The sequence below is a fragment of the Monashia sp. HAY1-11D genome (assembly GCF_056868035.1).
In genome coordinates, this window is record NZ_CP200320.1 from 2,862,907 (window position 1) to 2,881,896 (window position 18,990).

Here is an 18,990-nt window from a genome sequence, read left to right on the forward strand (position 1 = left end):
GCCGATCGGGAAGTGTCTTGACGGGCGAACCCCCGCGTCATCGCGGGATCCGCCGGTGCGCGGGAGAGTGTCCGCGAGCACCATCTGGGCGATCCATCGGGCCGACCGGGCACCGAGTTGTCCCACCCACTCTACCGGCAGGACGCGCGAGCGCCCGAATCTGCGCCGCTAGGTTGGGTCCATGACTGATGCGGCCCCCACGACGCCCACCGACGACCCCGGCTACGTCGCGGCTGTCACCGACCTGCTGGGCGTCCTCGCCTACGGTGAGCTGCGGGCCTTCAGCCAGCTGGCCCGCGACGCCGAGCTGGCCCCGACGCTGCGCCACACCTCGGCCCTCGCGCAGCTGGCTGCGCACGAGCTGCGCAACTACCAGCTGCTGACCGAGCGGCTCACCGAGCTGCGGGTCACCCCCGAGGAGGCGATGGAGCCGTTCGTCGTCGCCGTCGACGGCTTCCACGAGCGGACCCGGCCCTCGGACTGGCTCGAGGGTGTCGTCAAGGCCTACGTCGGCGACGGCATCGCCCAGGACTTCTACCGCGAGATCGCCCAGTACGTCGACCCCGAGACCCAGTCCCTGGTCCTCGGCGTGCTCGAGGACACCGGCCAGGCCGAGTTCGCGGTGACCGTCGTGCGCGAGGCCATCGCGGCCGACCCGCGGGTCGGCGGACGCCTGGCCCTCTGGGGCCGGCGGCTCGTCGGTGAGGCGATCACCCAGGCCCAGCGCGTGGGCGTCGAGCGGGACGCTCTCGCCGGCATCCTCGTCGGGGCGCCGGGGCGTCCGGGGGCCGATCTCGCCGAGCTGGGCCGGATGTTCGCCCGGCTCACCGACGAGCACACGCGTCGGATGGGGCGCCTCGGCCTCTCGGCCTGAGGGCCCCGATCCGACGCGACACGACGAAGGGCCCGACCGGTGACCGGTCGGGCCCTTCGTGTCGAGGTGCGCGGGTCAGACGGCCCGCTTGCTGATCCGCCCGTAGACGGTGATGCCGATCGCCGCCAGGACGGCACCGACGATCCAGAACCACCAGCGCACACCGCCGTTGTCGTTGGAGTAGCCGAAGACGGCGCCGAGGATGAACGTCGCCAGCAGCGACGCCACGATGCCGATGATGATCGTCATGACGATCGAGATGTCCTGCTTGCCCGGGAGGATGAGTCGGCCCAGGGCTCCGATGATGAGTCCGGCGACGATCGCGCCGATGATTGCGCCAACCATGTCTCAGCCTTTCTGGCCACCGACGGTGACCGGCTTCCGTCCCGTGCTCGTGCGCGGGTACCAGTTGCAACACCGCCGACCTCCCACCGCATGTGTCGCATGTGGTCGATGTGACGGTGCCTTCGTGCACCTGACTCGTACCCGCTCCGAGCCGTAACGATCACGTCCGGGCCGATCCGGGCGAGGATCGGGCCCGCGCAAGATGGGGCACACCCGGTCCGATGGCGCTGCCCACGGGGCGCCGGAGGTGTCGGTTCGGCGCGCCGGTCAGTGTGGCTGGCGGTCGCCGGTGACCATGCCGTAGCCGACGATGAGCGCGGCGGCGACGAGGGCGCCGATGAGGAACGAGGTCCAGTCGACGCCGCTCGTCTGCGACCCCGAGGCGGCCCGGTAGATCCACGCGCCGACGAGCGACCCGAAGGCGCCGAGGACGACGGTGGTCACGACGCTCGTGCCGTGCCGGCCGGGGACCGCGGCCCGGGCGAGCGGACCGACGAGGGCTCCCGCGACGAACGCCGCGACGAGGGTTGCGGTCATGGGGCTCCTCCTGGCGCCGGGAGGCGGTGGACGCCTCCGGTCGTACGTACCCGTTCGCGGCCGGCCGACGCCGCGCAGAACGGTGCGTCGTCGGCCGGCCGCGGACGGGGTTCGGTCAGGAGGCGCCGAAGCCGACGCCGGTGCGGCGCTCGGCGCCGGTCGTGACGTAGCCGAGCGACGCGACGGGAACGACGATGCGGCCGCCCTTGTCGTCGGTCAGCTCGAGGACGTCGCCCTCGCGGGCGGCCTTGACGACGGCCACGAGCTCGTCGGAGCTCAGCGTCGTCTCGAAGGTGATCTCGCGTGCCACGTTCTGCACGCCGATGCGGACCTCCACGTCAAACCTGCTTTCTCGGTTCGTCCTTCGGTGGTGGCGTGGGTGGGTCGCACGCCCTGTGGCCACCTTAACCAGCGCTGCTGCCGACCGACTCCCGGGACGGGCCGGACGCGTCGTCCGAACCCGCACCCGACCGGGGGAAGGCGCCGAAGCCGCGGCGGATGAGCGACCCGGTGATGCGCACGGCGGTCTCCTTGGACAGGCTCGCCTCGTGCGTCAGCCAGTGGCGCGCGGACGTCTGCGCGAGGCCGACGAAGGCGACGCCGACGAGGACGGCCTCCTCGCGCGTCATCGACGTCTCGGTGCTGATGATCTCGGCCATCGCCTCGGCGCACGTGAGGTCGATCTGGTCCAGGCGCTTGCGCACCTCGGGCTCGTTGGCGAGGTCGGACTCGAAGATGAGACGGAAGGCGGCGCCCTCCTTGCCGACGAAGTCGAAGTAGGCGCGCGTCATGGTGTTGATGCGGGCCTTGTTGTCGGACAGGGCGAGCGCGTCGCGGACGAGCTGCTCGAGCTCGCCGGCGTGCTGGTCGATGAGTGCGAGGTAGAGCTCGAGCTTGCCCGGGAAGTGCTGGTACAGAACGGGTTTGGACACCCCGGCCCGCGCGGCGATGTCGTCCATCGCGGCCGCGTGGTAGCCGTTCTCGACGAAGACGGCGAGCGCCGCCTCGAGCAGCTGGGCGCGCCGCTCGGAGCGGGGGAGCCGCTGCCCGCGGCCCGGCATGGTGGTCTCGTCTGTCATGCGTCCCTCGAGGCACTTCCTGTGTGGTGCTCGTCGTCCGCCGAGGCGGACGACCATGTCGTTCCTCACCATACCGAGCAGTACGGTGAGGGCATGTCGACGGATCCGCTGGTCAAGACGGGTCGCCCGCTGTCGAAGGACGAGACGACGCGGTACGCCCGCCACGTCCTGCTGCCCGACGTCCGGCTCGAGGGGCAGGAGCGGCTGGCGGCCGCCCGCGTCCTCGTCGTCGGGGCCGGTGGGCTCGGGTCGCCCGCGCTGCTCTACCTCGCCGCCGCCGGCGTGGGCACGATCGGGATCGTCGACGCCGACGTCGTCGACCTGACCAACCTGCACCGGCAGGTGATCCACTCCGACGCCGACATCGGCCGGCCCAAGACGGAGTCGGCCGAGGCGGCGGTCCGCCGCGTCAACCCGCACGTCACGGTGGAGCGGCACGACGTCGCGCTCGACTCGTCCAACGCGCTCGACATCATCGGCGGCTACGACCTCGTCGTCGACGGCACCGACAACTTCCCGACGCGCTACCTCGTCAACGACGCGTGCGTCATGCTCGGCAAGCCGCACGTGTGGGGCTCGATCCTGCGTTTCGACGGCCAGGTGTCGGTGTGGTGGGCCGGGCACGGGCCGTGCTACCGCTGCGTCTTCCCCGACCCGCCGCCGCCCGGGTCGGTGCCGAGCTGCGCCGAGGGCGGCGTCCTCGGCGTCCTGTGCGCCGCGGTCGGCTCGGTGCAGTCCACCGAGGCGATCAAGCTCCTCCTCGGCATCGGCGAGCCGCTGACCGGCCGGATGCTGGTCCACGACGCCCTGCGCCAGACGTGGGACACCCTGACGGTGCGCCGTGACCCCGAGTGCCCCGTGTGCGGTGACGAGCCGACCGTCACCGAGCTCATCGACTACGTGCAGTTCTGTGGCGTGCCCGGCGCCGCCCACGACGACGAGGACGCCCTGCCCACCGTGACCGTCCGCGAGATGGCCGACGAGCTGCGCGGCGAGGCGCCACCGCTGCTCGTCGACGTCCGCGGCGAGGAGGAGCGGGCCATCGCCTCGATCCCGGGCGCGGTCCCGATCCACCTGGACCTGTTCCGCTCGGGCGAGGCGTTCGGGCAGCTGCCCCGGGACCGGCGCGTCCTCATCCACTGCAAGGTCGGTGGCCGGTCGGCGGAGGCCACCCGTCTGGCCCTCCGGGCCGGCTTCACCGACGTCGCGAACGTGGCGGGCGGCGTCGTCGCCTACGTGCGCGAGATCGACCCGGCGCAGCCCGAGTACTGAACGCCCGGCCCACGTCCGGCCGACCCCTTCCCGAAAGGACCCCGGTGGCACTGGAGGACCACGCCGACCGCGTGCTCTCGCTCGTCGCGTCGATCCCGTCCGGGCGCGTGCTCGCCTACGGTGACGTCGCCAGGCGGCTGGGCGGCATGGGGCCGCGGACCGTCGGCTCGGTCATGAGCCGGTACGGCTCCGACGTCCCGTGGTGGCGGGTCATCCGCTCGGACGGGCGCCCGCCGCAGGGCCTCGAGGGCGAGGCCGTCGAGCACTGGCGCGCCGAGGGCACGCCGATGGTCCGCGGGCTCGTCGACGGCGGCCGCGCGGACATGGACGCAGCGCGCTGGGACTTCGGCGCGGCTGCGTCGCCGGGCGGCGGCGTCACCCGGTCGCGGGGCGCCCTGCACCACGTCGAGATCTGGGTCGAGGACATCGACGCGGCAGCCCGCGAGTGGGGCTGGCTGCTCGGCCGGCTGGGCTACCACCTCGGCGACGACTGGGGACACGGGCAGGCGTGGGAGCTCGGCTCGCTCTACCTCGTCGTCGAGTCCGGGCCCGACGTCTCGAAGGGCCGCCACGAGCGCACCCGTGCGGGGCTGAACCACCTTGCCTTCCATGGTGGATCGCGCGCCGAGGTGGACGCGGTCGTGGGCGAGTGCGCCGACGCCGGGTGGTCGCTGATGTTCGCCGACCGGCACCCGTACGCCGGCGGACCACAGCACTACGCCGCCTACCTCGAGAGCGGCGAGGGTTTCGAGGTCGAGCTCGTCGCGGACTGACGGGCACCTGGCCCGCGCGGGCGCGGCGGGACCTGCGCCGGATCTCCCGGCCGTCGGTGGAGAGCGCCGAGGCGTCCGTCCTAGGTGCTGCTCGTGCTGCTCGTGGCGCGCGCCGTCCGGCCGTCCGGCGACTCGAGGACGACCTCGACGGTGAGCGGTGACACCACCGGGACCCACACCGCGTAGCGGCCGGCGCCGCCCGGCCCCTTGACCCTCACGGCGTGCACCTGCCCGTCGGCCGGGAAGAAGGGCAGCCCGACCGGGATGTCGGCCAGGGCGACGTCACCGGTCACCACGGTGACGAGCGGGAACAGCGGCCCGACAGGCGGTCGCCCGACCGGCGGTCGCCCGAGCGGACCCGCCGGCGTCAGGGGCCCCGGCGCTCCCGGCACCACGGGTGGTCGCAGCGGGCCGACCGGGCTCACGGGCGCGACCGGCGGCAGCGGCCGGTCCGGCCGTGGCAGCGGCTCCACCAGTGGGTCGAAGACGGGCCCGACGATGGGACCGAACCGGCGCTTGAGGGCGCGCACGTGCAGCACGATGCCCGCAGACGCCGCGGTCGGCGCGTCCGTCTCGAGCAGGGCGAGGACGCCGGTGGGGCGGGGGACGAGACCCGTGATCGTCACGGTGAACGGTGGGGGAGGCACCCAGCCGGGCACCGTGATGGTGCGCTCGGTCGTGCGGCCGAACGGGTCGACGAGCCGCAGCGTCACGTCGACGGGGTCCGTGGCGACGGGTCGGGTGAACCACACGGCGAGCGGCGAGCGTCCGGCGACCCTGGCCCCGCGCTCGGGGGCTGGGGAGGTCGAGGCCGCTGTGGGTGGCGTCGTCAGGGTGGTCTCGGCGAGCGACTCGAGCGGTGCGGGTACGACGACGTCGGTGGCGCCGGGACCCGTCTTGGCGCCGAAGCGGTGCGACCCGCTCGCGGTGGCGCGCGTCGGGGCGCTCGTCGAGGTGCGGACGACGACACCGCGGTGGTCCGCACCCCAGACCTCCACGGACGGTGCGTCGAGGTCGGGTGCGCCGGCGGGCGGGACGAGCACCGAGACGACGTCCGAGGCGTCCGACGTCTGGCCGCGAACACCGTCCACGGGCAGCGTGTCGACCGGGCGTGCGACGACTCGGACCAGCCACGGGTCCCAGGCGACAGCGCCGAGGCTGCCCGTCCAGCTCCCCTCGTAGACAGGGGAGTCGTCACCGGGTCGGTCCCACCCATGGTCGCGCCGACCGACGCGACGGGCGGCCCCATCGACTCGCGGTCCCGCGCGGCCGCCTCGGACCGGGTGGCGAAGACGAGGAACCGGTCGACCGGGATGCGGCTGGCCGAGAACAGGGCGAGCGTCACGGTGCCGTCGTCGTTCGGCGTGGCCCGCGCGAGGGGCGGAGCCGGCCGGCGCAGCCGTGGCGCGATCGCCGCCTGGAGGTGCAGGTGCGCGTCGGCGGTGTCGCTGCCCGGCCACGGTGGCTCGATGCCGGTCAGGGTCTGGGTCGTCACGGTGAACAGGTGGATGTCGGTGGAGCCCTTGGGCAGGCGCACGTCGTGGGACGCGGTCGACGGGTCGACCTCGGCAAGGCGTCGGAAGGCGGCGCGTCGAGCGGTGTCGTCCATCCGGTCGTAGGCGTCCCAGAGGGCCGCGAGGCGCAGACCGGGTGGCGGCGACCCCGAGGACCCGACGGCAACCGGTGGAGGCGTGTAGAGCCCGCCCGCTGCCTTGACGAGCGCGGTCTCCGAGACCTCCCAGACGATCGAGGAGCGCACCGGTGCACCTGCGGGCAACGACCACCGGACGCGGACGTGCGAGCAGCCATGGGCGTCAAGGGTGCTGCCGAGCGGCACGCCCGGTGGCGCGGGCGGGGGCAGCGGCGTCACGGGCACCGGGCTGGCGGCCACGGCGCGCGCGGGGTTGGCGGCACCGGGCACCCACGGCGTCGGCGAGGCTCCGACGTCGAGGTGGCTGCGCAGCCACACCTGCACGCCCCACCGCTGCGTCGGCGTCCAGTCGAGCCAGGGCACCGGCACCTCGAGGGCGTACCGGCGGCCGCCGTCACCCTGCCCCGGACCGGCGAGCACCTCCTCCGTGCCGTCGGAGGACAGGCACACCACCGTGCAGCCCGACGGGACCGGGGTGTCGGTCGGGAAGGAGAGGGCGAAGTCGCGCCGGAAGCAGCCGGCGGGCGTGGCGAGGTCCGGGTACAGGCCCGCGGGCGGGCCCGACGAGGCGCTCGCCATCGGGTAGAGGAGCGCCGCGCCGACCAGCGTGGCCGGGGTGCGCTCGCTCCAGTCGACGGCGGCCTCGAGGCGCACGGCGGACGGGCACGCGGCGGCGCTGCCGGTGAAGGTGCTGTCGAGGGCCAGGGAGATGACGCGGGGCGCCTGGGGCGCGGGCTCGTCACCGGAGTACGGCACGTCGCGCCACGCCGACCACAGGCCGTGGATGTCGACGAGGGCCGTGGCGTAGCCGACGTCGCGGCCGCCGCTGCCGATCGGGATGTCGGCGGCGCCGTCGACGAAGGCGATCCGGTCGTGTCCCGGCTGCCCCTCGGGGCCGTCCGGGCTCAGGGTCAGCGGGCGGACACCGCCGGAGTCGCGTGGTGGCGCGAGGCTCTCACTCGTCAGCGACGACGCGTCCCAGCGGGCGAGCACGCCGGCCGACACGCGTCCGAAGCTGACGGTGGTCGGCAGTGCGTCCCACGACACCCGGACGCTCTCCCGCCAGGGGTCGTCGGGGTGCTGCGGGCCGACGAGACCGGCACGCTCGGCGGTGAGCGCCGTCGGCGGAGCGGTCACCGTGTGCGGCCCGACGACCGGGGCGTAGGCGGCGACGGTGCCCTTGGTACGCCACGGTGATGGAGTGCGCGAGTAGTCGGCCGTCACCATGAAGTCGAGGCGCTCGGCGATGTCGGGCCAGCCGTCGAAGGGCAGCGTCGTGTCGACCGTGTACGTCGTGCCGAAGCCGGTGGCGAGGTTGAGCAGCGGGTCGGTCTGGGCCGGCAGCGTCAGCAGCGACAGCGGCCGGATGACGGCCGACGTGTCGAGGCTCGACGTGCGCGGGCCGTTGCTCGGCCCGGCCACGGCGCGCGTCTCCTCGAGGGTGCGCTGGGTCCACTCCGGGACGCTCGCCCGGTAGAGCGGCTCGAGCTCGGGCAGCAGCTCGACCTGCACCTCCTTGACGAGGCCGTCGGGGTCCGCGGAGACCCACGGTGGCGCGGCGCGTCCGGACTGGGTCATCGGCGACCACCCGAGCGGCGGGGCACCACGGACGAGCCGGTCCACCGCCGCCTCCCGCGGGGCTTTGAGGTCGTTCACGAACCCCTGGTCGGTCGTGTCGTAGTCCGTTGCGGCCCAAGGCTGCTCGGCCGGGAGCCCGACGACCTCCAGGCGCCGCCAGCCGGGGTCGTTGACGACGTCGACGAGGCTGCGGACGCGCACGGCGGTGACCGACGCGTTGTCGACGCGGGCGAAGGTGGCTCCGGAGCAGCGCAGCCCGACCCTCGTCGGACCGCTGCCCGGCGGCACGACGGCGGCCGCGACGACGTCGGCCAGCGTGCCCTGCAGCCGGTGGAGCGTGACGCGGACCGGCCGGCCCGCGTCGAAGGGCGACACCGACAGCTCGACGACCGCCGCCTCGACGTTCCACGCCGTGATGGGCGCCTCGCCCGCGCCGCCGGGCAGCCCGACGGCGTCGACGTCGGTCAGCGGGTCGTCGGGCACCCGCGCCCACACCGTGAAGGGGCCGCGCGGCACGCCGAGGCGCGGGCTGCACGCCCACCACACGTGCAGGTCGCGGGAGCGTCGCTTCGCCTCCTCGAGCTGGCGACCGGAGGGCAGGACCTTCTCGGCGAGGGGCGAGCCCGACCGGTGCACCTGCTCCACGTGCGCCTCCACGACGCGGCCCCAGTCCAGGCGCATCGCCTCGGCCCGGAAGAGCCGGCTGCTCGCGAGGAGTGCCATCAGTCCTCCACCTCCCAGGGGGCCCGGAGCAGGCCCATCCGCACGCACGCCCGTCGGTCCTCGGCGACGCCCGCGAGCGGGTCGGCGGCCACGACGAGGTCGAGGCGCACCTCCTGGCCCCGCGAGCCGGGGGCGAGCAGGGCGATGGCCCGCGTGTCGCCGGGGCACCGCACGATCCGGGTCACGTTCGCCCGGGGGAGGTCCCCACCGCCGACGGGCGCCGTGCTGGGCTGGAGCGAGAGCCAGTCGCCTCGAACTCCCTTCCACCACTTGTGGGTCGGGTCGCTCGCGTCGATCGGGCCGAAGACGACCTGGGGCATGACGCGGGAGCGCCACAGCGGCTCGCTGCACTCGACGACCAGGGCCACCGGCTGCGGCACGGCGTCGCCGGACCACAGGACCTCGACCGCGGGGAAGGAGGGCACCTCGGGAACCGACAGTCCCGCTGCCTGGTAGGCGGTGTCGACGTCGTCCCCGCTGGGCCGAAGCGGCAGCCCGGAGAGGGCGGCCCCCGTCGGCACGAGGCGCCCGCGGACGGTCGCGGGCGCGACGTAGGAGACGAGGTCGTCGAGCCCGAGGAACCGCGAGGTCGTGAAGCCGATGCGGTGGATGCGGTTGGCGCTGGTGGTCGCCTCGCCCGAGGCGACGGCGTGGACGTCGACGAGGTAGTCGGTGAGCGGCTCGAAGTCGTAGGGGAGGGTCAGGACATCCTGGAGGACCCGCTCGCCGGACACGTCGATGCAGCGGGTCCCGTCGCCCCCGGCGGACACGACGTCGCGCACCGCGTCCTCCCACGGCGTCAGCACCCGCAGGCCCGCCGCCGGTGCGAGCAGCGCCTCGGGGTCGAGCGTGATGTCGTAGGGCGAGCCCGGGTCGGCCGAGCCCGGGGCCGGTGGGTGGGCACCGGACGCCGACCGCACGACGGCCTGGAGCGAGCGTCCGTGCGCCTGGTAGAGCGCCGCGACCTTCTGCGTCGCGAAGGCGATCCGCACGGGCTCACGGCAGAAGACGCCGACGTCGTCCATGCCCGGGGCGGTCGCGACGAGCCAGGGCGACAGGACCTTCGGGTACGCCGAGGCGGCGTCGGTGCGGAACCGGAACGACTGGGTCACGGCGGGCTGGACCGTGCCGGTGTCGGTCGGCGCCGGCTGCGCGTCCTGCTTCATCCACGCCGCGGTCCACGTGACGGCGACGGTCCACGTCTGGCCCGGCTCGAGGAGGGCGCGGTCGTCGGGGTCCTGGGTCAGGGCCGTCTGGAGGGCGTCCTGGTCGGCCGAGGAGGTCGTGGAGTCCCAGTCCTCGCGCCACGCCTCGGAGCCGACGAGGCCCGTGGCCGCGACGACGTAGAAGGGCTCGTCGAGCCTGGCGGCCACCTCGGGGCGCCAGCCGATGACGACGCTCGCCGTCTCGTCCGGGAGCTTCTCGAGGTCGACGAGCACGAACACGAGTCCGGAGCCGGACGCGGCCCGCACGCGGGCGGCGTAGAGCCCGGCCCGCAGCACCGGGTCGACCCACGGCCCCGACGCGTCCAGCCACGTCGCCGGCAGCGGGTGACCCGCGTCGACGAGGTCGCCGCCGTCGACGGGGCGGTCGACCAGCACCGACCGGTCGGCCGCCTCGGCACGCAGCACGAGCCCGCCGCCCACTGCTCGCTCCGGCGCGAGCAGCAGGAACGTGGCCCCGCGCAGGCCACCGTCGGGGGAGAACCGGACTGCGTCGCGCAGGTCCTCAGGCACGAACTTCGTTCTGGCCCATGCCTCCTTGACCTCCTCGCGGTCCTCGTCGGTGCCGAGCGGCGCCGGGTCGAGGGAGTCGCGGCGCGGGCTGCGCAGGACCGCACCTCGACAGGCGAGCCCCTCCGCCCCGGCGTCGGGGCTCCAGGCGGTCGTCGCCCGGACTGCCATGACGTCGGCCAGGGGAGTGCCGGCGTCGATGAGGTCCAGCGTCGCGGCGTCGCCGGTGGTCCACGAGGACGCGGACGCGCTGGCGGTCAGCGCGGACCCGGCCGCCAGCTTCGCCGGCAGGCGCCCGTCGGAGCGTCGCACCCGGCCGCCCCGGCACGGGACGGCGTCGGCGAGCACCACGGCGGGATCGGTGCCGTGGAGGAGGTCGACCTCGGGGTCGCCGGTGCGCCACGGCTCGGTGACCGCCATGAGGGCCTGGACCGGCGCCGAGCGCGTCGTGCCAGGAGGGTCGGGCCACGCGACGCCGTCGAGGCGCCAGCCCGGGACGCTCGGGCCGGCCGGCTTGCCGTCGAAGGTCCACAGCACCGGCGCCGCGGGTGCCGCCGGGTGGCACACGGTGCCCCAGCGCTCGGTGACGCTCGTCGTCAGCTGCTCCCCGTAGGGGATGGCGCGGGAGAACGGTGTGGGCAACCAGTCGAGCAGGGCCAGCGCGGTCGTCGGCACGGCCGTCCCGGCCGGGGCGCCGGTCCACCAGACGCTGGGCGTCCTGCCGGTCGGCGGCGCCGGGACGAGGGCCCCACCGGTGAGGGTCACCGAGGACACGTCGTAGCGCCACCAGCGGTCACCGATGCGGCTCCACGGGTTGGCGGCAGCGCCGTTCTGTCCCAAAGGGTTCCCGCCCATGACGCAGTTCGCGGCGACGCGCGGCGGCGTCGAGAACGTCAGCACGGGAACGGCGTCGATCGGCACCACCGGCATCGGCGGTGGGTCGGTGGCGTCGACGTCGACGCCGTCGCCGATCTTGGCGTCGACCGCCCGCTCGGTGGCGGTGCCCTCGACGAGTGCGGGGGAGCGTGAGACCAGGGCCAGCCCGGCCACGAGCGGCTTGGCCCTGGGGTCGTCCTCCGGCTCGGCGCCGATCGTCAGGGACACGCAGCCCTTGACGGAGAAGAAGAACAGGTCGATCTCGCCGCACACCTCGCCGTGCACGTACGGGTCGTCGCGGACGACGCCCCCGATGGTCCGCTTGCCGACCATGACGGTCAGCTCGGCCGAGGCCCCGATGCTGACGACGAAGAGGCGCAGCTCGCCGCGCGCGTAGATCGTGCCGGCGATGAAGAACGGGTCGAAGCCGACGATCGCGTCGAACCCCGCCGCCACCTCGAGGTAGAGGCCGACCGACTTGCTGCCCATGAGGACCGCGCTGATGTGGAACCCCGTCGCGATGGCGAGGCCGCTCGGCGCTGCCGGCAGGCCGTCGACGGGCAGCTGCGCGTGGGAGATCCCGTTGCCGTGGATCATGAGGTAGCCGCTGCCGGTGATGACCTCGAGCACCTCGACGGTGACGCGCTCCTGGTAGTTGCCGAGCTCGACGAGCCACGACTCGACGTCGTTGGTGTCGAAGAACGCGGTGACGGGCACGCGCACCTTGAGGATCTTCTCGATCTGGTACTCCGCGACGATGCCGATCGTGATGGTGCCGCGGCCGAAGTCGAGGTCGAGGACGGCGAGGAACGTCGCGCTCTGGTTGGCGTCCTCGAGCGCCGGGGGCACCTTGAGGACGTCGGCCTTCATGACGAACAGCAGGCGTGGTCCGGGCACCTCGACGATGACAAGACCCTTGAGGTGGAGGACGTAGCCGCCCTCCAGGGTGCCCACGAGAACGCCTGCAGCGAAAGCGAACCCGCCCTGGTGCAGCTCCCAGCCGGCGCCGTTCATGACGCCGCCCGGCCGGCCCAGCTGGTCGCGCAGCCAGTCGAGAGCAGGTACCTGGCCGGTGCCCTCGATGCGCTTGTGGTTGATGCCGACGCCGACGAGGAAGCCGAAGATGCCGAGGCCGGAGTTCCCGAGCACGAGCGGCACGGGGAACTCGATCTCGGCGCCGAGCAGCACGCCGCTGACCCCACCGGCCTGCCGGAACGTGAAGGTCAGGCTGCCGCGGATCTTGACCGGCACGATCTGCACGTCGAGCGCGCCCGAGAAGCCACCCGGCTCGATGCTCACCTCGCCGCGTCCGGTGATGACGTTCGGGATGTCGATCGACGCGGCGAGCCTGGTGATCTGCAGGTCGAGCGGCGGCCCGTCGACGCGGGCGCGCACCCGGACCGTCTCGATGGTGATGATCCCGAGATCGAGTCCCAGCCCCACCTCGACCTCGAGGTAGGTCGGGTTGTCGCGGCTGACCCGCACGCCCATGATCCGCAGCACGTTGTCGAGCGGCGGCACCGCGTGCATCGACCCCGCGGGGATGTCGAGCGAGTAGCCCCGGCTCGGGTCGAAGACCGGCAGGGGCACGTAGTCGAGCGACCCTCCCGAGCCGGTGCCCCACTGCGACCGCACGCCGATGGCCTTGTACCGCGTCGTCACCGGCATGTTCGGGTCGACCCGCACGAGGGTGAGGTCGAACCAGAACGCCACCTCGACGTCGAGGAGCACGCTCACCGCCGTGCCGCGGTCGCTGACGGTCGTGATGCCGTCGCCGCCGAGGACTCCTTGCGACACGATGACCTCGGCGCCCCGCAGGGTCAGCCGCTTGGTGTGCAGCAGGTCGCCCGCGCCGAGCGCGACCGACCCGAGGGCCACCACGGCCCCGGCGGCCGGGGACAGCTCGGTGGCCGACGACGTCAGCGGCGCGAGGACGCTCAGGGCCCCGAGGATGTTCAGGGTGACCGGGTGCGCCTGCGAGTCGCGCATCTCGGCGAGCCCGTCGAGGTCGCCCTCCTTGGCGCGGAACTCGCCGGTGACGTCCCACGAGCCCTGGTCCTCGGCGATGCGCAGCCGCACGAGGAAGGTGCAGATGCCGTCGCTCGGGTTGGGCCGGTCACCGGCCCGCAGCGGCTCGGCGCCGTGCGCGGCAAGGCGGCGTTCGGTGGCGGTCTCGATGTCGAACTCGCCGTAGACCTCGCAGCGCACGACGGTGCTGCGGACCAGCTCGACCCGGACTCCGAGGAGGTGGAAGCAGTCGGGGCGTGCGGGCTGGTGCGGGGCCGGGTCGTCGTCGTGCGTCGCGGGCGGCGGATCGCGGTGCAGGTCGGCGGTCACCATGACGGGCGCCGGTCCGGCCCCGGACGTCGCGGTCGCGTGCCACCACCGGGCCGACGCCGGGTCGCCGCTGCCCTGGGCGGGTCCGTGCCCGTGGGCCGTGCCCGGGATGACGGCGGTGTACCCGGCCGCCGTGAGGGCCTCGACCATGGCGGCGATGCGGCGCTCGCTGAGCGCCTGGTTGTGGCCCGGCTGCTGCTCGGGCCCCTCGTACGACGCGAACCCGTCGACGGTGAGCGGGGTGGCCGCTCCGACGACCGACCGGCGGGAGGTGGCGTCGGCGATGAACGAGGGACCGGTCGAGGGGTGGGTGCGGTCGGTCGCGGGCGAGGCGCTCAGGTTCGCCGGGTTGACGGCGTAGTCATGGCCCTCGCTCGGGCTCGGATGGTCGAAGAGGAAGTAGGCGTCCAGCTGCTGCCGGGCGGCGCTCGTCGTCGTGGCGGAGACGCTGACCGTGGCGCCCGAGCCCACCTCGATCTCGGCCTCGGTCGCGGCCGACAGGCTGCCCGAGCTGCCGCCGGTCCAGGACCAGTCGGCGGCCACGCCGCTCGCGAGGGCGACGCGGGCGCTCGTGCCGGTCTGCGACACGATGACGACCCGCGTCGCCTCGTGCGAGGTGTCGGTGACGGTGACCGGCATGCCCGTCGCGCCGGGGGTCACCGGCTCGGTACGACGCCCGACGCTGAAGGTGCGCACGGTCGTGTGCGCCGCGGCGTCGGTGACGGTCACGGTGACCGCGACGGTCCCGGTGTCCGGCGTCGTGACGGTGGTGCGGTCGGTGTTCGCGGGCGTGGCGGTGACGCCGCCCACGACGATCGTCGTCGTCAGGGGCGCGAGGCCACCGTCGGCGTCGACGAACAGGGTCGACTGCTCGGGCAGCATCGCGGTGCCGGTCCCGGGGTCGTCGACGAGCTCCCCGGTGGCCGTGCGGAAGTGGACGCGCACGCTCGGGTTCGTGCCCCGGTTGACCACCTCGGCCTCGAAGACGCCGGTGACGCCCTCGTGCACGCCGATGCCGACCCAGAGGTTGCGCACGCCGGCGCTGACGGCGATGCCCTCCATGCCGTCGGGCGCGACGAAGAGACGCGCCTCCGGCAGGTAGAAGCCCTGCCAGTCGCCCGGCATGGCGCGGGCGCCGGCCGGCACGCCGGGACCCGCGGTGCCGGAGAGGTCGAGGACCGCGGTGCGGAAGGCGAACCCGACGCAGTCGCTCGGGCCGACGAGGGCGTACGGCGGGTCCATCCGGATGAGCTCGTAGATGTGGTCGACCGGCGTGCCCGACGTCGTCGCCGAGAGGATGTCGACGCCGACCGAGCCGCCGCCGAGCTGCTGCACCCGGAAGCGCACGCGCGGCACGACGAACCCGACCTGCGGCTTGGCCGGGTCGGCCCGCAGCTGGCCCTGGGCGTCGAGCAGCGCTCCACGGAGGAACGGCACGTGGAACAGGAACCCCGGCGAGGCGATCCGCAGGCGCCAGCCGCCGTCCCGCGTGCCGCCGGGGCCGTCCTTGTGCAGCGAGAAGTCACCGTCGACGTGCGGGTCGGTGAACTCCACCGGCGTGCCCGTCGACCCCTGGCTCGCGCCGAACCCTCCCGTGCGGGGGTCGAGGGCGAGGGGGCGGGTCAGGTCCTGGTCGAAGGTCCAGACGTCCCACGCCCCGTCGGCGTCGCCCACCTCCGTCGGCCCCGTGACGTCGAGGTCCTCGAGCAGCGGGCGCACCCCGTCGAGCGCCCCGGAGCTCTGGACCGGTTGCGGCAGGTCGTCCCACATCGACATCGCGTCACGTCCCCGAACGGGTGAGCACACAGGGCGATGAAACGGTTCGACGCTACGCCGGTGCAGGGGTGGCCACACTGAAAACGCCAGAAACCGCGCGAGCCCGGCACGGGCGTCGCACCCGGGCCGGCCGGGACGCGGGTCCCGCGGCTGCGCAGCCGGGTCGCCGCGTGTGGCCCGCGCTGTCCGCACGGCGCCGCGCCGGTGTCGGTGCGACGTGATGGAATCCTCCGGTGGTCATCCTCCGTCGCGCTCCGGCCCCGGTCGCCCAGGAGGTGTGCCTCGACGCGTCGCAGCAGGCCGCGCTCGACTCCGGGGCCCGCGTCCTGCGGGTGCTCGGCTCGCCCGGCACCGGCAAGACCACCCTGGCCGTCGAGCTGGTCGCCGACGCCGTCCGGCGTCGCGGCGCCCGCGCCGACCACTGTCTGCTGCTCACCTCGAGCCGGTCGGCGGCGGCCGGGCTGCGCCAGCGGGTCACCGCCCGGCTCGGGGGCACGACGACCGAGCCCCTGGCACGGACCTGGCAGGCGTTCGGCTTCGGGGTCCTGCGGGCCGAGGCGGCGCTGCACGGGGACCCCAGCCCGCGCCTGCTCAACGGCCCCGAGCAGGACGTCATCCTGCGCGACCTCCTCGCCGGGCACGCCTCGGGCGAGGTGCCCGGACCCAACTGGCCGGACGCGCTGCGCGGCGCCCTGACGACGCGCGGCTTCCGCAACGAGCTGCGCGACCTGCTCATGCGCGCCGTCGAGCACGGGCAGGGGCCCGACGACCTGCATCGGCTCGGGGTCGAGCACGACCGCCCCGAGTGGGTGGCGGCCGCGCACGTCCTGCGTGAGTACGACCAGGTCACGTCCTTCAGCCGGCACGGCTCCTACGACCCCGCGTGGGTGCTCACGGCCGTGGCCGAGCTGCTCGAGGACGACCCCGATGCCCTCGACCGGCTGCACGAGCGCCTCGCGATGGTCGTCGTCGACGAGGCGCAGGAGGTCACGGCCGCCGCGGCGAGGCTGCTGCGCGTGCTCGCGCCCGGCGGGCCCCGCGTCGTGCTGCTCGGTGACCCCGACGTCGCCGTGCAGACCTTCCGGGGGGCCGACCCGAGGTTCCTCGCGCACGGCTGGGAGGCGCTCGCCGACGCCCGTGGGCGCTCGTCGGCGCCACCGGCCTCGACCGACACCGTCGTGCTCGAGCACGGCCACCGTCTCGGCCCCGTCCTCGACGCCGTGGCCGAGCGGGTGGCGCGGCGGATCGGCGCGCTCGGTGGTGGCGACCAGCGCCGGCACGAGGCCGACGCGTCCCGGGGTGACCAGCGGGTCGCCGTGGCGCTGCTGCGCTCGGCGGCCCAGGAGGCTGCCCACATCGGCAGCGTGCTGCGCCGCGCCCATCTCATCGAGGGCGTGCCGTGGACCGACATGGCCGTCATCGTCCGCGGCTCCGGCCGCGCCGACTCGCTGCGCCGCACCCTGGCCCAGGCCGGGGTCCCGGTGTCCGCCGCGACCGCCGAGACCCCCGTCCGCGACGAGGGCGCGGTGCGGCCGCTGCTCGCGATCCTCGAGGAGTCCCTCGCCGTGGCGCGAGCCGAGGTCGCGGGCGGACGGCACGTCATCGACCCGACCCGCGCCGCCGACCTCGTCCTGTCGCCCCTCGGGGGTTCGGACGCCGTGGCTCTGCGGCGGTTGCGGCGGGTGCTGCGACAGGACGAGCTCGCGTCAGGTGGCGGGCGGTCCAGCGACGAGTTGCTCGCCGACCTCCTGCTCGAACCGCACCGCGCCAACCTCCTCGGGTCCGTGGGCCGCGCCGCGGCCCGGGTGGCCGACGCCATCGCCTCCGGCGCCACCGCGGCCCGCCTGACGCCCGAGGGCCGGTGGGCGAGCGGCGTCACCGCCGAGACCGTCCTCTGGGCCGTGTGGCAGGGCGCCGGCGTCGCCGAGGCGTGGCGGCGCACCGCCCTCGCGGGTGGCCCACCGGGCGAGCGTGCCGACCGCGACCTCGACGCCGTCCTGGCGCTCTTCGACGCGGCCGCCGCCTACGTCGACCGCCTGCCGACCGCCGGGCCCGACAAGTTCCTCGACCACGTGCTGGGCCAGGACGTCCCCGGTGACACGCTGGCCGCCCGCGGGCAGGCCGGTGGCAGCGTCAGCCTGCTCACGCCCCAGTCCGCCGCCGGGCGGCAGTGGCGCATCGTCGTCGTCGCGGGCGTCCAGGAGGGGGTGTGGCCGGACCTGCGCCTGCGCGGCTCGGTCCTCGGCTCCGAGGACCTCGTGGCGGCCGTCGCCGACCGTCCGCTCGGCTTCCGTGCCGCGCAGGCCCAGGTGCGCTACGACGAGACCCGGCTGTTCCACGTCGCCGTCACCCGGGCCACCGAGCGGCTCCTCGTCACGGCGGTGGGCAACGAGGACGAGCAACCCTCGGTCTACCTCGACCTCGTCGACCCGCCCGAGGGCGAGGGCGTGGCCGCCGAGGTCCGCCCGCACACCGAGGTCGCCCGCACCATGACCCTGTCCGGCCTCGTGGGCGAGCTGCGCCGCGAGGCGGTCCACCCGGACCCGGGCGTCGCCGAACCGGCGCTCGCCGTCCTCGCCGCGGCCGCCCAGGCCGGCGTGCGGGGGGCCGACCCGGCGTCGTGGTGGGCGCTGCGGTCGCTGACCGACGACCGGCCGGTGCGTCGACCCGACGAGCCGGTCCCGGTGTCGCCGTCGAAGGTCACCTACTTCTCCGACTGCGGGCTGCGCTGGTTCCTCACCTCGGTGGGCGGGGAGGGCACCCAGCTCGGTGCGGCCTCGGTCGGCACCTTCGTCCACGACGTCGTCGCCGAGCTGCCCGACGCCTCCCTCGCCGAGCTGCGCGCCGAGGTCGACGCACGCTGGGGGCGGCTGGGACTCCGTCCCGGGTGGACCACCGAGCGCACCCGCCGGGAGGCGCACGACATGGTGGCCCGCTTCGTCTCCTACCGCGACGCCGCCGAGGGCACGTGGGAGCGCGTCGGCATCGAGAAGGACTTCAGGGTGAAGGTCGGCCGCGCGCTGCTCGGCGGCCGCGTCGACCGCATCGAGCGCGCCGCGTCGGGCGGCATCCGCATCGTCGACCTCAAGACGGGCTCCTCGAAGCCGTCCCGCGCCGAGCTCGCCGCGCACGGGCAGCTCGGCGCCTACCAGGTCGCCGTGCAGGAGAAGGGGTTTCCCGAGCTCGGGTCGCAGAGCGCCGGTGCCGCCCTCGTCTTCATCGGCAAGGCGGGCCTGTCCGGCCTCAAGCCGAGCGTCCTCGACCAGCCGGCCCTCGACGCCAGCCCCGACCCGGCCTGGGCCCGCGCCCTCGTCGAGTCGACGGCCGAGGGGATGGGCGCCGCGGAGTTCGTCGCCGCCCAGGGCACGGCGTGCGAGACGTGCCCGGTCCGCTCCTCGTGCCCGGTCCAGCCGGAGGGAGACGCCCTGTGAGCACG

Annotated in this window: 10 protein-coding genes; 4 read left to right on the top strand and 6 right to left on the bottom strand. The window is 74.6% G+C overall.

What is annotated here, in order from left to right; translation table 11 throughout:
• Window positions 1–181 precede the first annotated feature (181 nt).
• Window positions 182–874, top strand: a complete 693-nt coding sequence (locus AC1VM9_RS13260; RefSeq protein ID WP_483122966.1) for a ferritin-like fold-containing protein — start codon at window positions 182–184, stop codon at window positions 872–874.
• 75 nt (window positions 875–949) lie between these two features.
• Here AC1VM9_RS13260 and AC1VM9_RS13265 read toward each other — a convergent pair whose 3' ends face one another.
• The 4 genes from AC1VM9_RS13265 to AC1VM9_RS13280 form a co-directional block, all read right to left on the bottom strand.
• Window positions 950–1,219: a GlsB/YeaQ/YmgE family stress response membrane protein gene (locus AC1VM9_RS13265; protein WP_481341037.1), complete on the bottom strand. Its 270-nt coding sequence runs from the start codon at window positions 1,217–1,219 to the stop codon at window positions 950–952.
• A 267-nt stretch (window positions 1,220–1,486) separates the two neighbouring features.
• Window positions 1,487–1,756 (bottom strand): GlsB/YeaQ/YmgE family stress response membrane protein, encoded by a 270-nt coding sequence (locus AC1VM9_RS13270; RefSeq protein WP_481341038.1) that lies wholly within the window; start codon window positions 1,754–1,756, stop codon window positions 1,487–1,489.
• Between the two features lie 115 nt (window positions 1,757–1,871).
• A complete protein-coding gene (locus AC1VM9_RS13275; RefSeq protein ID WP_481341039.1) occupies window positions 1,872–2,093 on the bottom strand; it encodes a DUF3107 domain-containing protein in 222 nt (73 codons plus the stop codon).
• 67 nt (window positions 2,094–2,160) lie between these two features.
• Entirely contained in the window at window positions 2,161–2,835 is a 675-nt protein-coding gene (locus AC1VM9_RS13280) for a TetR/AcrR family transcriptional regulator (protein ID WP_481341040.1), read from the bottom strand.
• Between the two features lie 93 nt (window positions 2,836–2,928).
• On the opposite strand from AC1VM9_RS13280, the gene moeB reads away from it, so the two are divergent.
• The gene (gene moeB / locus AC1VM9_RS13285; protein WP_481346385.1) at window positions 2,929–4,107 is read left to right on the top strand and encodes a molybdopterin-synthase adenylyltransferase MoeB; all 1,179 of its coding nucleotides are present in this window, start codon (window positions 2,929–2,931) and stop codon (window positions 4,105–4,107) included.
• 44 nt (window positions 4,108–4,151) lie between these two features.
• Window positions 4,152–4,880 carry an MGMT family protein gene (locus AC1VM9_RS13290; RefSeq protein WP_483122968.1) on the top strand — a complete coding sequence of 243 codons (729 nt, stop codon included), beginning with the start codon at window positions 4,152–4,154 and terminating at the stop codon, window positions 4,878–4,880.
• An 829-nt stretch (window positions 4,881–5,709) separates the two neighbouring features.
• On the opposite strand, the gene AC1VM9_RS13295 is transcribed toward AC1VM9_RS13290, so the two are convergent.
• Complete coding sequence (locus tag AC1VM9_RS13295; RefSeq protein ID WP_483122969.1) at window positions 5,710–8,832, bottom strand: hypothetical protein; 3,123 nt, start codon at window positions 8,830–8,832, stop codon at window positions 5,710–5,712.
• Window positions 8,832–15,554, bottom strand: coding sequence for a hypothetical protein (locus AC1VM9_RS13300; RefSeq protein ID WP_483122971.1), 6,723 nt, complete (start codon window positions 15,552–15,554; stop codon window positions 8,832–8,834). Before AC1VM9_RS13300 ends, AC1VM9_RS13295 begins: the two co-directional genes overlap by 1 nt.
• Window positions 15,555–15,787: 233 nt before the next feature.
• On the opposite strand from AC1VM9_RS13300, the gene AC1VM9_RS13305 reads away from it, so the two are divergent.
• Window positions 15,788–18,985, top strand: coding sequence for an ATP-dependent helicase (locus AC1VM9_RS13305; protein ID WP_483122973.1), 3,198 nt, complete (start codon window positions 15,788–15,790; stop codon window positions 18,983–18,985).
• Window positions 18,986–18,990: the final 5 nt, after the last annotated feature.